Genomic DNA, 16000 nt, shown 5'->3' with positions numbered 1-16000 from the left:
GCGAGGTAGAGCAGCGCAATCTTGGTATTCGAGCTAAGCTCAGACAGCGACCCGCCGACGCTCCCACAGGAAAGCCATCAGAGTCAATAGCGTGCCAAGGGCGGCGAAGCTACCTGCTGAACTAACCTCGGGAACCGATTGCGCAAGTGCCCAATTTCCGGATTGTAGTACATTAGCCTGTGTTTCAGCCTCTTCCCCCGAAATTTCATCATAAGTGTAGAAATAAACTTCATCCTGGGGGACGCCACCAAGTGGGGCAGAAGATGAATATAAGTAATTTTGAGTTGAACTGGTGTTAGGTATGTTGGGGGAAACCCCGAACGGCAAAGTGCTCTCGAGATAAATCTCCCATTCGTCGATATTACCGCCAGCCGTTCCAACCGAGAAGGTTAAAACATCCGAGTCCGATGACGTAAAACTACTCTCACCGACGCTGAAGGAGTAACTCGTTATAGCAGAACTGATATCTGTTAGACCACTCGTTTCATCCAACGGGTTAGCCATGGTAAAACTACCGGACAGGTAATCGCTAAAAGAATAACCCACGTCGATATCAGGGTCGTTGACGATGTTAGTTAAAGGGAGACCGGTGTATTCATATGTGGAAGCATGCGCTTCACTGGTCAGACCGGTAGTTGCCGCTGCAAAGACTGTGAATAAAATATATTTCATGAACTGTGATGCCCCGCTGAAGATCTTACGCTAAAATGCTCGATCTGCGTTTCATACAACAACCACCGATACTGGAGATAGGATCAGGCACTGCCTTCACGCGGAAAAATCGTTCACTTGTCCGCCTACAGTATCAGAAAAAATAGTATCTGGAAACAATCTCGTTTGGAGCATCAAATATGCGCCGAAAGGTGGAGGAGCCATTCATCCGATCCGCACAACCGCAGATCTTATTCGCTCTTAGTGCTGCTCTGAAGCGATCGGTTGTAAAGTCTGCAACCGGTCCATAGTTAGGTTTTCAGGCAGGGTCTGCTCAGGTTCGAAGCCGCGTTTCATGCCGTTACTAATTTGCAGGTCTCGAGCCTTGCGGAAACTGCCGGTGTGGGAGGCTCAAACCGGCTACTCACTTGGACCGCGTGTGTTCATAACTTCGAAGCACGGCTCAGAGATGCGACCGTCAGGGCCTGGGCAAACCCGCTTGCGCCATGCAGGCTTGAGCAGCAGGCACTGCCACTTCGGAGATTTTCCCCGCCATCGCCATGCCCGTCAGACAGGGTAGCGTGGCTCGAAACTCTATCGCCGGACAGCCCATGTTGTTGTAGCGCATAACGGCGTTGTTCAGGGTGGTCATCGCTGCTCGGTTTGCCTCGCGGTCACCCCTGTTCGCATTCTCCAGGAGATCAAACCACGCAGACTCTGCCCGTGGATTTTCAGCGCCGCTAGATAATCCGTGCGTTGAAAACTTGCGGGTGTCGTTTATCAAAAAACTTTTTGCGTCCGTCGCCGCTCCCAAAGGAACGCCATCAAGGCCAGCAGAGAGCCGAAAGCTCCCAGTGCGCCAGTCGCGCTAACTTCCGGGACAGACACCAACTCACTGGCCAACGTATAATTCACGCCGCCAACGGCATCGAGATCGAAGCCATTATTATTATCAACACCTCCCGCAGGAGTGTTCGAATTTCCGTCTACAACGTTTCCGTCTATCCGAATGTAGCGAGCCTCTAGCAGGCCACTCAAATCATATGACCTCGCATTATTTGGGTCACCGTGATCTTCATCACCAACGATTTCTACGGCAGCGGCTTCGGTCGAAGTGAGATCAACGTAGCTTATACCATCAAGGCTCGCAGAGACTTTAATGTAGGTATTTGTATTGCTGAACTCTGGATATCCAAGCCTCACTTCGTACACATTAAAGTCGCCACCAGGGCCATTGACAATCCTGTTCAAACCGAAATCATACACAACGATTTCACTGCCAATGCCTACATAACCAGAAACGCCGCCTTCGGCTGTAGTAGCGTCAGGTGCTCCGGTGAACAAGCTATCAACAAATCCGGTGGTGTTTAAACTCAGCGTATCTGTCGTTAAAAGATTTACACCGCTCGTTAAATTCGTTTGGGACGAAGCTGCTGTTCCGATCAAAAACGGACAAAGGAAAAGCGCAGCTAAATGGAATTTTCTTGGCATAGAAATTCTACGATTCCAAACGGTTCTAATTAGTAAAATAAATGAAACACTCGATCGATGAGCTGGAACTCTCAGATACCAACAAATTTGCGCATTCACTCAAAAGCTAGCAGTTGCAACACGGTTCCACAATGGCTCTCTGCATTAAGGCGGTGAAAGATCTCGGCCTTCCGTGATGTCTGGCACCGCAATCTTGGTGTTCGAGCATCAGTTCTGACCACGATCCACCGCCGCGCCTACACGAACGCCGGCTGTCTTGAGCGGGCGGACTGACTGCGCCCGGATCTCTGTTAGGCGTTATCGGGCATTTGCAGCTGACGCCGTGCCTCGGAGCAGGTGCTTTATCAGTTGCGGTTGCCGACACAACGGTCGCCCGAGCAGTTAGGGCTCCTTCTTTAACACCAGAGGCCGAAAAAAATTCGGGGCTTGCGGCGAGCACAGCGCCTGGCTCCTCAAGCGAAAGCCCGCCAGATCGACCCCTGCAGGACCCCCGGGATCCCAGGGCCAGCGCCGATATACCGCCTCCCCACGCCTCTCAGTCCCGCGTGCCGGTGTGCGATGCCTCGCATCAGGTCGCAGCTTTGACAAAAGTTGTCTCAACAGGTATCATTTTTTCTGCCCTAAGGCGGGCTTCAGTCAAGGGGGGCTTTTCATTAAATTACTTCTTCTACCGCTGACCGCCTGCGTGATCTGCGCGGCATCACTGGCTTCAGCGCAGTCTTATTCTCTAACCGTGACACTCGATAATCCGGACCCCGATGCTGATGACCGCTTCGGACACAGTGTCGCGATTGACGGCGGTATAGCGGTGGTCGGGGCGGATCTCGACGACACGATCGTTCCGGACGCGGGATCTGTTTATGTCTTTGATGTGACGAACGGCAATCTGCTCAACACGCTGAATGACCCGAATCCAAGCCCCTCAAAAGACTATTTTGGCTCAAGCGTCGCCGTGTATGGCGACACCGTCGTGGTCGGCGCATATGCGGACGACGCTGGACAGACTTTTACGAGCAACGACATAATCTTCCCCAATAGCAGCTACGATTCCGGCGCGGCTTATCTTTATGACCTCAACACCGAAGGGACCACCGAACCCACCACAGAACTGGAGCATCCGGACCCGCAGGCCTCTGACCGTTTCGGTAGCAGCGTCGCAACAACGGACACCTACGCTGTAATCGGGGATTGGCAAGATGACATCAATATCCCAGGTGTAGGTGATTACAACGACGGGTCTGCCTATGTCTTTGACGTGGCGACCGGAAACCGTTTGTTCAGGCTGGACAACCCGACCCCTGAGAGCGGAGACTTCTTTGGCGCCTCTGTAGCCATCTCAGGCAATATTGCCGTGGTGGGCGCCTATAGTGATGACACTGGCGCGACCAACGCAGGATCTGCCTACATTTTCGACGTGACGACCGGGGTTCTTTTACAAACACTCAGTAATCCTACCCCGGGCGCATTTGATGGATTTGGGGGCAGCGTCTCGATCTCCGGAAACACGGTCCTTATCGGCGCACGCGGCGCCGGAGAAGCCTATGTTTACGAACTCGATCCGAATAACCTCACGCAGAGTACACTCATCGCAACTCTCATCAATCCTGGTGCAGACGAAACTGACTTGTTCGGGTCCACTGTCGCGGTGTCTGGCGACATCGCGGTTGTCGGCGCAGAAGGAGACGACACGGGAGCGCTTGATGCCGGATCAGTGTATATTTTCGACGTCGCAACTGGAGATCTTTTGCAAACACTCAACAACCCGGATCCGGATGTAGCAGACTTGTTTGGAACCAGTGTTGCGGCCTCCGGAGACACAATAATTGTCGGCGCTCAGACGGACATCTCCCGTTCAGACGGTGCCGGTACTGCCTACATTTACTCGTCGGCGGTCGTCAGCGTCCCAGAAGTCAGCGCCACCGGAGCACTGGCGGCTTTTGGTTCTCTGCTGGCAATGATGGCATTTCTCTGGGAGAGGCGCAGGTTGGCCGATCTTGTTGGCTGATCTCCACTTGTACAGCAAGCGGTAGACACCTCGAACATAGCGCCCTGCAGAACTTACTTTCGGGCATCTATTCACTTGCTGAACACAAACCACCCTGTTTTACGCCAAAAACAGAGTGCGCAGCGTCCAAAACGCGTTCTGCTGCATCAAAGTCTCATCTGAAAATTCTGAACAGTTGTATAATATGCCCTGAAACTGCCTCGTCCGGCGCGGGATTTACCACCTGACAGCTCCGGGATATCTCGCATCCGTCGCTTTATCTCTTTTTTCTTTGAGCCTGACCAAAATTTACGGCTTTGTGGACCGAGGGGGATAAAAATGAAACATTGGCAAATGGTCATGGCTGCGGTCGCGGTTGCATCTTCCACCTGACGGTGTGCTGCTCAGACCTACTCCCTCGACGAAACGCCTGTCCAAACCTCACCGTCATCACAGAAGTTTTCGGGCGTTTGCCAATGTTGTGATCACTCATTACGTTGATTGCAGACGCCGCCGTTCCCACAGGAATGCCATCATCGCGAGCAGTGAGGCAATTGCAGCAAGACTGCCTGTTGTAGTGACTTCGGGGACGGCCGTCACGCCCTGTTGGCTTACGGTAACAGCGCCAGAAACATAAGAAGTTTGGTACCCAAGAAACGGATGGGCAATCCCGTCTCTCGAGAGGTTATCAAGAGAGGGATTAGCTGTCGTGAAGTCGTTAATTTCGATGTAGAAATCTTGAGTGACTGATAAACCCGGATCCCCCGCGAAAATCGCCAGAGTATCAATTGTGGCACCATATTGATAATTGATTGCAGTAAACGAAGGAATGAAAGGATCGCCTCCAACCCCCGTGGACGTCAAAGTGTTTATTAAAAGACCGCTACTGGTTAAACCGATGTCTCCCGTGAAATCGTTGGTTATCGAAAAATCAAAATTCACATTAAGCAACTGTCCGCCGGACCAGTTGCCAAAAACATCATAAGTACTTGCCTGAGCATTCACAGGTGCGCCTAAAACCATAGCGCACAGCACGTGTCCAATAATATTTTTCATAGCCCGCCCCCCCCCGGGGGGAATAAATAGCCAAAAATAGGCTCCGCATTAGCCCTAACAGAGATGTGATGATTGAGCGAGTGAATTCGTGACCGTTTAGTAAGTTGGGTAAACAGTAAATTTGCTGCGCTGAAAGAAATCTTGTCGCGGAAAAGGCGTGATAGCGCATCCGCCTGAGCGGAACTGGGGGCGGTGGGTCAAATGACAGCCATTTGTGCCTAGTCTGGGCAAGAAAGCCGCCCTTCAATGCCCATTAGAGCTAAGCTAAAAGTCCGCACCCCGGTCATCGCAGCAATTTTCGCCACAGGCTGCTCTGAGCCGAAGCTTCCGTTGATGTCATTCCTGTTTAAAGGTCCAGAGTCGGGCGAAAACTGTCTATGTGGGATGCGCAAACCGGCTACTCAATTGGATCATGTCTGTCTGTCACTTCGCAGCACGGCTCAGAAATACAGCCGTCAGGGCCTTGGCAGACCCGCCTGAGCCATGCAGGCTTGCGCAGCAGGCCCTGCCCCTTCAGTGATTTCCCCCGCCATCGCCATGCCCGTCAGACAGTCAAGCGTGGCTTCAAGCTCGGTCGATGGACACCCCATGTTGTTGTAGAGCGTAACCGCATTGTTCAGGGTGGTCATCGCCTCACGGTTCGCCTCGCGGTCCCCTTTGTTTGCATTCTCAAGCAGACCGAACCAGGCAGAGACGGTCATGGGGCCAAGAATGGCGCAACGCGTACGATCGCCCGCATTTTGTGCGGAGGCTTGAAGAGTTGCAGCCATAAGCGCCGCAGAAGACGCGAGAACAAGAAATTGAAGGGTACGCATGTGTAAGGACCTCGTAATGAATGGTGTGAACATCCTGCTAACAGATATGCCTTGAAACCTGAACGTTTGGAAGAGATCGTGTGCTTTCAATTGCATTTCTTCAGGTACCCGGAGTTTGCCCAAGCACCAAATCGCGACACAAAGCCTCAAATGACGGCCCAGTTGTCCATGACCAGCGCATAGAGGCCAATCAAACCGTTTGCGACAGCATGGGCGACGACAGCGTCCCAGACACGTCCGCTGCGCAGCACCAGAGCGCCAAAAACCAGCCCGGCGACAAAGGCCAGAACAATATTTCCATGCAGCATCGCAAAGAGAGCGGATGACGCGATCAGCGCAATCGCTGTTCCGTATCTGCCGCCAAAATTCAGACGGTTCAGCAGATACCCCCTGAAAAACACCTCCTCGATCACCGGCACAAGGATCGTGGTCCCAAAGAGACGCGCGACGATCCACACGAGCAGCGCCGTGCCCGTCAGCCCCGGCACGATGTCCGCCAGAGCGGCACTCTCGCCCCATTGCCCGGCGAGCCACATAGCTGCAATGGCGGCACCTGCAAACACAGCCAGCGGATCGAGACGCCAGGACACACCCGCCGGTATGCAACGCGCAAAGGCAAGCAGCACGGCAAGCGTGACCAGCACCCTGTAAGGATACCCCACAGCAGGCACCTCGAACAAAGCACCCACAACCAGAGACGAAAACAGAAAGACCGTAAACGGCAGGATCTGTGCGGAAATCTGATCTTCAAAGAGGGACGGCTTACGGATTGCAGTCTTGCGCGCCCCGCCCTTCTGAAACCATGGAATGCGATCCACGGCGAATATCAGGGCGCCCGTGAGCAAGGTGAAACTGATCCAGCCCGCATAACTGTGGAACCCGTCGACCGCCAGGTCCGGAGAGATGTATTCGCCAATCATCATGAGAATGGCAATTCTGAGCGCATTGAACGTCCAGCTCAGCGCGGCAACCAACGGGAGCACGGCGATCGCACGTTTTACATTCAGCTCCTTGCGCATCCAGATGATGTACGCGGCCATCGCGCTTGAGGAAAAGGCGATCCCTGAAACACCAGCGCAGGAGGACGCGATACTGACAACGAATTTATCAATTCCAAGAATAATCCCGCCGTCCCAGAGCACCGGCTGACCAAACAGTCTCAGGAAGGTTGACGTCAGCCGGATCGTGGCATCCTGCAGAAAGGACTCAACCCAGAGCGTTTCGCCCACGAAGACGTCGAGTTGCGGCAAAGCACTGAGACCAAGAATAACCGCAATCACCTTCCAGTTAAGAAGGTTCCGAATTTCGCGGGCGGGCAGCAACCACAGCAAAAGCCCGGACACAAAAGCGATGGTTCCCGTGAGCCAGGAGAGAAGGACAACAACCGACACCGCGCCAGATGAGATGTCCGTCCGTGTTAGAAAATAGGGCAGCAGGATCAGGGCAAACCCAAGAACATTGAAAACCAGCCAGGCATTGGGCTGTTCAAAACTGGAGACTTTTGCTGCAAACTCGGAAACGGAAACACGCTCCGGTGCCAGAAGTCGCACAAAACCTGCAATAATCGCAAAGAGCAGGATCATCCCCGGAGCCTTGGAAAGCGACGTACATGCCGGCTGTGAGCCGAGGGCCGCCAGGCAAAAACTCGTATCGGCCGGCCGTTCGATCAGGCCGGCCAGGTCAAACCGATAGACGAACACGAGCAGTATGGCTTCGATCAACAGGAGCGCCGCAGCAAAAGCCAGGCGGCTATGGGGCCACAAGCGATCTGTCGTAGCTTTTTTATCTGCAGAAACTTTCATAACCATAGCTACGGGTACAGCATCACACAGCGAAACTGTACTAAAAAACAAGGCTGTGATGTGACCGATACATCGATCAAAACGGCTATGCCGCCTTATATGGCCGCCAGCGGCGCCCTGCTTTGGGAAATTTCAATGCCGTAACCACCAAGGCGTGACGGGGCCTGCTCACAAGCAAACAGGATCTCGTGAAAACAAGACGTTCCCAGAACGTCATGCAATCAGCAGGCATCGCCGCAGTTGATTTTGGCGGCCAAATTTTGGGCAAAGGCAAGCAGTTCGTCAGAATGTCGTAAAAATTCGTTTTGGATCAGGGGAGTGACGTGCTAGCGTTCAAAATTGAACAGTCATGTTAAGTCGATTGTGGATATTCAGAAGCAGTGACCAAGTGCCGCTCGCGGGCAGCATTCATGCGGTAGCCGTGCTCCGGACCATATCAGGTGTCTGAACGGCAAGACCTGCTGCGCGAAGAAATGCGCTTCCGCATCCTGCGCCACGTTGAAACCAATCCAGAAATCTCTCAACGTGAATTGGCAAAACTGATCGGCGTGAGCTTGGGTAGCCTCAATTATACGCTCGGCGCCCTCATTGATGTGGGGTTCGTGAAACTGGCAAACTTCAGCGCCTCCAACAACAAGCGCGGCTATGCCTATATGCTGACGCCGAGGGGTCTGTCGGAAAAAACCACCCTCACCCGTCGCTTTCTGCGCCGCAAGCGGGAAGAATACGCGGCTTTGAGGGCGGAGATCGAAGCTCTGCAACAGGAAGTCTCGGACGACCATGCCAGCGCGCCACGACGTGGTTGAAGGTTTGCGTTATCGGGCGTTTGCGTCGCCGGGCGATGTTCCCGTCTATAAAAAGCAACGGGAAACCGGTTTGCGTTTTCGGGCGCTCGATAGCGACATTATTTACTACTTGGCAGGTGTGCCATTATTCCGGACACCTTATACGCCGCAAGACCGGTGGGCCAAAAATAATGCATATGTTCGATAATGGTTCTGTACCTGACCTCAGAGGCGTTTTTTACGATACGTCGAAAAAAGACGCCCTGATTGCGGCGCGTAAAGAACCTCTGAGCAGAATAGAATGAAATATAATATGAAACGGACCGTTCTTGTGACTGGCGGCGGGGGATACATAGGCGCGCACGCCTGCAAGGCTCTGGCTGAAGCTGGATATGAGCCCGTTACCTATGACAATCTTTCATATGGCCATCGAGAGCATGTTCTCTGGGGACCTTTTGAATACGGGGACATTTTGGATCGTGAACGACTGGATGCCGTGTTTGAGAAGCATAAACCTGACGCTGTAATGCACTTTGCAGCCTTCGCATATGTAGGTGAATCGGTCACGAACCCGGAGAAGTACTACCGAAACAATGTGGCAGGCAGCCTTTCAATTCTTGAAGCGATGATCCGCCACGGTGTGAAGGACATCGTGTTTTCCAGTACCTGTGCGACCTATGGTATCCCTGAAAACCTACCTATTTCGGAAGACAGCCCGCAAAAGCCGATCAATCCCTATGGGCGATCAAAACTGATGGTCGAAGAGATGCTCGCAGACTTTGGGCGGGCGCACAGACTTCGATGGATTGCACTGCGGTATTTCAACGCGGCGGGCGCGGATGAGGAGGGCGACATTGGAGAGGCTCACGACCCTGAAACGCACCTAATTCCACTGGTCCTCGACGCTGCATCCGGCAAACGGCCCTCGGTCACTGTCTTTGGCACCGATTACGACACGCCGGATGGCACCTGCGTGCGGGATTACAAACATGTCGCTGACCTGGCCTCAGCGCATGTCCTAGCGCTTAAGGCTATCCAAGAAGGGATGGCGCCGCGTGCATTCAACCTTGGGAACGGATCTGGCTATTCTGTGCGCGAAGTGATTGAAGAGGCAGAACGGATCACAGGTCGAGCAATTTCCACCGAGTGGGGTGCGCGGCGGGAGGGAGATCCGGCACGTCTAATCGCCAGTGCAACAGATGCGCGAGAAATCCTTGGCTGGGTATCTGCGCGCCCCGGGCTGAATCAGATGGTTGGGACTGCGTGGACTTGGCATTGTAAGAACAACTTGAGTGCGGCGGCTCATTTGTCAAAAGACACCGCGTCGTGAAGACTTACGCGCTTTTGGCGGATGCCTGGGGAGGCCACGGTGGGATAGCTGTGTTCAATCGAGATCTCGTGACCGCCCTACTTGATGAAAATCCGGAAGCCTCGGTGACGGCGGCGCCCCGCGTTATTAGTCACAGTATTGGAGATCTTCCAGACCGTCTTTCCTATCGGGTGGGTGCTGCAAGCGGTACCGCAGCTTTTGTGCGTACTCTCCTCACGGACATGCCTGCGATCGTGCGATCTGACATGATCTACTGCGCACATGTCAACCTCGCACCAATCGCTTGGGTCTTGGGGCGTTTGTCACGACGCCCGGTACTTTGTGCGCTCTATGGTTATGAAGCCTGGAGTTCTCCCAGTCGAAAAATCGCTGATTGGGCCGTCAGAAGGATGGACCGCTATTACGCCATCAGTTCCTTTACACGCGATCGCTTCGTTGCATGGTCTGGTGTTCCACTAGACAGGATTGAACTCTTGCCGAATGCGATCCACCTCGATCATTACGCGCCCGGTCCTAAAGACAAGGGACTTGCCACGAAACTGGGGCTCGAGGGCGCCAGTCCTGTCTTGATGACCTTCGGACGACTTGTCTCACGCGAGCGGGCGAAAGGCTTCGACGAGGTTCTCGACATCTTGCCTCGTCTGCTAAAGCGCTTCCCGCAATTAATATATGTCATTGCGGGAGATGGGGATGATCGTGAGCGACTTGAAGCGCGCGTGGTCGACGAGGAGCTTGTGAGCCACGTCGTGTTCACGGGTCTGGTGGACGAGCAAGATAAAGCCGATCTCTACAGGTTGGCGGATCTCTATGTAATGCCAAGCCGCGGCGAAGGGTTCGGCTTCGTTTTTCTCGAAGCGCTCGCTAGTGGTATCCCGGTGATCGCAAGCACTATTGACGGCAGCCGAGACGCCGTACGCAATGGAGAACTCGGCAGGATGGTGGACCCCGACGACCCCGATGCGCTCTTTGCGTCCATTTCCGATGCCCTCGCGGAAAACCGGCGGGGAGACGTCCCCGAAGGCCTATCCCATTTTTCCTTTCATCGTTTTGTCGAACGTGTGCACGCTCTCGCAGGGAGAACCTTGGCAGGATGAGCCAAAAAACGGCTTTGATTTGCGGAATTTCAGGTCAGGACGGAGCCTACCTTGCACAGCTTCTTCTGCAACGTGGGTATCGCGTGGTGGGAACGTCTCGAGATGCCTCGAACAATCGGTTCTCAAATCTTCATGCACTGGGTATTTCAGACCAAGTTGAAACGATTTCAATGAGCCATGTGGACTTCCGCTCCGTTGCGCAGGCGATCAAAACTGCGGAGCCCGATGAAGTCTACAATCTCGCAGGCCAAAGTTCTGTCGGTTTATCTTTCCAACAACCCGTTGAAACTCTCGACAGCATTGCCGTCGGAACGATCAATCTTCTCGAAGCATTGCGTTTCACCAACTCAAGCGCACGGATCTATCAAGCTAGTTCCAGCGAATGCTTCGGAAACACGGAAGGCCAAGCTGCAGACGAGGATACACCTTTCCACCCTCGGAGCCCCTACGCCACGGCAAAGGCGGCGGCGCACTGGACGGTCGCGAACTATCGTGACGCGTACGGACTGCATGCATGTTCCGGCATCCTGTTCAATCACGAGTCGCCACTCCGACCTGAACGTTTCGTGACACGCAAAATTATTTGCGGTGTTGTCCGAATTGCACGAGATGGCGGGGGCGAACTGCATCTCGGGGCGCTTTCCATCGCGCGCGACTGGGGCTGGGCGCCAGAATACGTTGAAGCCATGTGGCGCATGCTTCAAAGCGACACACCCCGCGACTACGTGATTGCAACGGGCCAAAGTCACAGCCTACGCGACTTCTGTCATGCGGCCTTCGCCGAGCTCGATCTTGAGATGGAAAATCACGTTGTGAGCGACGCAAGCCTGCTGCGCCCCTCAGAGATTTCCGTAAGCACGGGCAATCCCGATCGTGCGACCCGAGAATTAGGTTGGACTGCTAAAACCGACATGGCAGGTGTCATCCAAAAATTGATCGCGGCAGAGCGGACAATCCCATCCTGATGGCCAAAGAAGACGAAGTAGAATCTGTGGTTGATATACCTTTGGCACCGTCCGACGCTTCGTCCGACCACCAAGTGACTTGGACGAGGATCATCGAGCCTGATCGCGCTTTTCTCGCGATCCCTTTTCGAGAAATCTGGCAGTATCGCGATCTACTTTTGTTGCTGGTGCGCCGCGACTTTGTCGCGCTCTACAAACAGACGATCCTCGGACCAATTTGGTTTGTTTTGCAGCCAGTGATGATGACGATTGTCTTCACGATCGTTTTCGGAAATATCGCTCAGATATCTACGGACGGACTGCCTCAGGTTTTGTTCTACTTGGCAGGCGTCACCATGTGGACCTATTTTCAGGACAGCCTCATCAAAACTTCTGAGACTTTTACTTTAAACGCAAACATCTTTGGCAAGGTCTATTTCCCGCGCATTATTGTGCCGCTCTCAGTCGTTGTTTCGGGGCTTTTGAAGTTCGCAGTCCAGTTCACAATCTTCCTCGCCTTCGCTGTTTACTATACCGTTTCGGTTCCGGAGGTGGCACCAAATGCCGCCATACTTCTACTCCCACTTCTTCTTCTTCTGATGGGCGTCTTGGGCCTGAGTATTGGGATGATCATCTCTGCTTTGACCACCAAGTACCGCGATCTGCGGTTTCTCATGACCTTTGGGGTGCAACTCCTCATGTATGCTACTCCAGTAATCTACCCTGTCTCGGCAATCCCCGAGGCTTATCGTTCATATATTCTTGCGAACCCGATTACTCCCATCATCGAGACGTTCCGCTACGCGTTCACAGGAGCCGGCACGGTCGATGTTATGCATCTGACTTATTCTTGCTCCTTTGCAGTGGTCGCTCTCTGCGTCGCTTTGGTGATTTTCAATCAGGTCGAGAAGAATTTCATGGATACCGTTTGATGCCCACTCCGGCTCTACGTGTCGAGAATGTCTCGAAAATGTACCGCCTTGGGGAGGTAGGGACAGGCACCCTGTCGCACGACTTAAACCGGCTTTGGGCCAGAATTCGGGGTCAAGAGGACCCTCTTTCCAAGATTGGTGCAGTGAATGACCGCACGGCGGCCGGGACGCAGGACTCCATCTGGGCACTTCGCAACATCGACTTCGAGGTCAAACAGGGTGAAATCGTTGGTATCATCGGGCGAAACGGCGCAGGAAAGTCGACGCTCTTGAAACTCCTTTCTCGTGTCACAGCTCCCACAGAGGGGCGCATATATATCAACGGACGCATAGCCAGCCTGTTGGAAGTTGGAACAGGCTTCCATCCCGAACTTACTGGACGGGAGAACATTTTCCTGAACGGTGCGATCTTGGGAATGACTAAGGCTGAGATCCGGCTCCGCTTCGATGAGATTGTCGAATTCTCGGGCTGTGCTAAGTATATAGATACACCTGTGAAGCGCTACTCCTCTGGTATGCATGTGCGCCTTGCCTTTGCTGTAGCAGCTCATCTGGAGACGGATATCCTGATCGTGGACGAAGTCCTGGCCGTGGGGGATGCGGAGTTTCAGTCGAAGTGCCTTGGCAAAATGAGAGATCTCAGTTCGTCTGGACACCGCACCGTGTTCTTTGTGAGCCACAATATGGCCGCAGTCCGTCAGCTTTGTCCAAGGTCCATCCTGATGGACAAGGGCACCGTGGTGAATATCGGCGAGACGAACGCGATCATCGAGCAATACATGACGATGGGCAGTGAGGCGGATCGGTCGGTGACGTGGCCGCAAGACAAGGCCCCAAGCGGGGATGGTATCCGCCTCAACGGTATTTTCGTGAAGAACTCCAAGGGCCGGACCGAAGGCGCACTCCCAAGCGACGAAGATATCTTCATCGAGATCAAATACACCCTCACCAAGGAAGTGCGCGACCTGCGGGTGGGTGTGAGCCTCTACAACGCAGAAGGCACGCTGATCTTTGTTTCCAGCGACTACACCGCAGGCGGCAGCGGTTCAGCTCGCGCTCCGGGTCAATACCTGAGCCGAATGCGTTTGCCCGGCAGCTTGCTGATCGAGGGGCGGTATGTAGCAGAAATCAACGCTGAAATTCCGAGGTTGGCTGATTTGGTCAACGGCCCGAGTTGTTCATTCGAGATCGACGAAATGGTCCACGATGGATGGGGCCCTAAGCGCGCCGCACGGCTTCCGGGGATCATACACCCGAAACTCGAATGGACCGTGGCAGGAAACTGACTTGTCCGCAGCCCGCAATAAATTCGGCCCTCGACCTGTTAGAGCCGCTCGCAAAGCCATCCGCATGGTCCGATCGGCACTGTACAGCCTGATCAAACGCATCCCCGCATTCCATTTCCTTGGAGCATACGAACCCAAGCAGGCGCCGATCACCCTTTCCGTTTGGTTTTTCCAGAAGGTGCTCGGGTTCAATCGCAAGGCTTATTGGGGAGTTCATTTCTCAAGCAAGGTTGTACAACCACAGAACATCGTTGTCGGATGCGATAGCAATCCAGGCATTGAGCCGGGGTGCTACATTCAGGGCATCGGACCGCTCGTAATCGGGGACTACACTCAAATCGCCGCGAATACGTCGATCATTACAAGCAACCATGATGTCTATAACCTTGACGCGGCCGTGCAGGGTTCCGTGGCAATCGGATCCTACTGCTGGATTGGTTCGAATTGCGTGATACTTCCGGATGTCACGCTGGGGGATTTCACCATCGTGGGAGCAGGAGCGGTGGTTACCAAGTCCTTCCCCGAAGGGCACTGTATCATCGCCGGCAACCCCGCCCGAAAGCTCCGCGATCTCGACCCTGCTCTGTGCGTCCCTAAGACCTCCGAAAATGCCTATATCGGCTATCTACGGGCGCAAGACTTCGACCAATATCGCCGCGACTGCCTTTGGATCTAACCCAATGACCCAAACCCAGTCCCAGTCCGCCTGCACCCGTTGTATCATGACGATGGTGGACGATCCGCAGACAACCTTCAACGAAGAAGGGCTGTGCAACCATTGCCAATCCTTCGATGTGGCCTTCGCCCGCGTTCCCAAGACAACGGAGGAAAGCGCGGTTCTCCTTGCGCCGATCATTGCAGAAATGAAGGCGGCGGGCCAAGGAAAGCCCTATGATTGCCTCCTCGGTATCTCCGGCGGCGTGGACAGCACTTATATAGCGCTCTTGCTCAAGCGCCTCGGCCTCCGCCCCCTTTGTGTCCATTTCGACAATGGCTGGAACACGGAACTGGCAGTTCAGAACATCGATCGAGTCGTGACCACGCTGGATTACGATCTCGAAACCTATGTCATCGATTGGGACGATTTTCGCGAGTTGCAACTGGCCTATCTCCGCGCAGGCGTCATCGACATTGAGGCGCTCTCGGATCATGCAATCTATGGCGCGCTCTACGAATTGGCGATCCGCAACGGAATCGGGCACATCATTAGCGGTGTGAACGTGGCTACGGAGCAGTTCCTACCCGGCCACTGGATCTACGACAAGATGGACGATGCAAACATCCGCGACATTTACCGCAAGCACGGGGGTGGCAGACCTCTGCGCAATTATCCATTCCTCGACGCGCGCCAGCGCCGCCGCATTCGATCCGCCGGGATCAAGATCGTCGAGATCCTTAATGTGATACCCTTTGATGTCCAAGAGGCCCGTGCCGATATAATCCGCGAATTAGGCTGGGTGCCTTATGATGGCAAACATCACGAGAGCATCTTCACCCGCTTCTATCAAGGCTACATCCTACCTAGGAAGTTTGGCGTAGATAAGCGCAAGGCGCATCTTTCGAACCTGGTTTGCTCCGGTATGTTGACCCGCGAAGAAGCGCTCTTCGAATTCCAGCAGGACATCTATCCACCCGATCAGGCCCGTGACGATCTGGAGTTTGTGTGCAAGAAACTACGTCTGTCGGTCGAAGAGTTTGAAGTGTTGATGAAAGAGCCACCGCGCCGCCACCTCGATTTCGAAAACTACCGCTGGTTCTTCTCCCGCTACCCACTCGCCAAACCGCTCCTGCCTCTGTGGCGTCGCTACAAGGCATGGAAGTCGGCGTGAC

15 protein-coding genes are annotated in these 16000 nt (G+C 54.0%); 9 read left to right on the top strand and 6 right to left on the bottom strand.

Translation table 11 applies throughout. The features are described 5' to 3' along the window. Positions 1-39: 39 nt before the first annotated feature. The 3 genes from C1J05_RS06155 to C1J05_RS06145 all read right to left on the bottom strand — a co-directional run bounded on the left by C1J05_RS06155 (position 40) and on the right by C1J05_RS06145 (position 2142). A complete protein-coding gene (locus C1J05_RS06155; RefSeq protein WP_114869480.1) occupies positions 40-672 on the bottom strand; it encodes a hypothetical protein in 633 nt (210 codons plus the stop codon). Positions 673-1129: 457 nt separating this feature from the next. Next, positions 1130-1303 (bottom strand): hypothetical protein, encoded by a 174-nt coding sequence (locus C1J05_RS21675; RefSeq protein WP_205389113.1) that lies wholly within the window; start codon positions 1301-1303, stop codon positions 1130-1132. A 128-nt stretch (positions 1304-1431) separates the two neighbouring features. Then, positions 1432-2142, bottom strand: coding sequence for a hypothetical protein (locus C1J05_RS06145; RefSeq protein WP_114869478.1), 711 nt, complete (start codon positions 2140-2142; stop codon positions 1432-1434). Between the two features lie 733 nt (positions 2143-2875). Here C1J05_RS06145 and C1J05_RS06140 point away from each other — a divergent pair. Next, on the top strand, positions 2876-4147 hold the full coding sequence (locus C1J05_RS06140; protein ID WP_162797938.1) for a hypothetical protein: 1272 nt from the start codon (positions 2876-2878) through the stop codon (positions 4145-4147). Between the two features lie 471 nt (positions 4148-4618). On the opposite strand, the gene C1J05_RS06135 is transcribed toward C1J05_RS06140, so the two are convergent. The 3 genes from C1J05_RS06135 to xrtE all read right to left on the bottom strand — a co-directional run bounded on the left by C1J05_RS06135 (position 4619) and on the right by xrtE (position 7799). Then, positions 4619-5182: a hypothetical protein gene (locus tag C1J05_RS06135; RefSeq protein WP_114869476.1), complete on the bottom strand. Its 564-nt coding sequence runs from the start codon at positions 5180-5182 to the stop codon at positions 4619-4621. A gap of 455 nt (positions 5183-5637) precedes the next feature. Further along, positions 5638-5997 (bottom strand): hypothetical protein, encoded by a 360-nt coding sequence (locus C1J05_RS21330; RefSeq protein WP_205389111.1) that lies wholly within the window; start codon positions 5995-5997, stop codon positions 5638-5640. Between the two features lie 146 nt (positions 5998-6143). Continuing rightward, positions 6144-7799, bottom strand: a complete 1656-nt coding sequence (gene xrtE / locus C1J05_RS06125) for an exosortase E/protease, VPEID-CTERM system (RefSeq protein WP_162797936.1) — start codon at positions 7797-7799, stop codon at positions 6144-6146. Positions 7800-8239: 440 nt separating this feature from the next. Here xrtE and C1J05_RS06120 point away from each other — a divergent pair, with 440 nt between their 5' ends. The 8 genes from C1J05_RS06120 to C1J05_RS06085 all read left to right on the top strand — a co-directional run bounded on the left by C1J05_RS06120 (position 8240) and on the right by C1J05_RS06085 (position 15999). Beyond that, positions 8240-8605 (top strand): MarR family EPS-associated transcriptional regulator, encoded by a 366-nt coding sequence (locus C1J05_RS06120; RefSeq protein ID WP_205389096.1) that lies wholly within the window; start codon positions 8240-8242, stop codon positions 8603-8605. 280 nt (positions 8606-8885) lie between these two features. Beyond that, positions 8886-9914, top strand: coding sequence for a UDP-glucose 4-epimerase GalE (gene galE, locus C1J05_RS06115; RefSeq protein WP_254684716.1), 1029 nt, complete (start codon positions 8886-8888; stop codon positions 9912-9914). Next, complete coding sequence (locus C1J05_RS06110; RefSeq protein WP_114869473.1) at positions 9911-11008, top strand: glycosyltransferase family 4 protein; 1098 nt, start codon at positions 9911-9913, stop codon at positions 11006-11008. The genes galE and C1J05_RS06110 overlap by 4 nt, the downstream gene beginning before the upstream one ends. Continuing rightward, positions 11005-11973 (top strand): GDP-mannose 4,6-dehydratase, encoded by a 969-nt coding sequence (locus C1J05_RS06105; RefSeq protein WP_114869472.1) that lies wholly within the window; start codon positions 11005-11007, stop codon positions 11971-11973. Before C1J05_RS06110 ends, C1J05_RS06105 begins: the two co-directional genes overlap by 4 nt. Continuing rightward, a complete protein-coding gene (locus tag C1J05_RS06100) occupies positions 11973-12884 on the top strand; it encodes an ABC transporter permease (protein WP_114869471.1) in 912 nt (303 codons plus the stop codon). The genes C1J05_RS06105 and C1J05_RS06100 overlap by 1 nt, the downstream gene beginning before the upstream one ends. 143 nt (positions 12885-13027) lie before the next feature. Continuing rightward, positions 13028-14170, top strand: a complete 1143-nt coding sequence (locus C1J05_RS06095) for an ABC transporter ATP-binding protein (protein WP_205389094.1) — start codon at positions 13028-13030, stop codon at positions 14168-14170. A gap of 1 nt (position 14171) precedes the next feature. Beyond that, on the top strand, positions 14172-14846 hold the full coding sequence (locus C1J05_RS06090) for an acyltransferase (RefSeq protein ID WP_254684715.1): 675 nt from the start codon (positions 14172-14174) through the stop codon (positions 14844-14846). 4 nt (positions 14847-14850) lie between these two features. Next, complete coding sequence (locus C1J05_RS06085) at positions 14851-15999, top strand: N-acetyl sugar amidotransferase (protein WP_114869468.1); 1149 nt, start codon at positions 14851-14853, stop codon at positions 15997-15999. Position 16000: the final 1 nt, after the last annotated feature.

The sequence above is a fragment of the Sulfitobacter sp. JL08 genome (assembly GCF_003352045.1).
Taxonomy (GTDB): Bacteria; Pseudomonadota; Alphaproteobacteria; order Rhodobacterales; family Rhodobacteraceae; genus JL08.
This window is presented reverse-complemented; position numbering and strand designations above follow the sequence as displayed.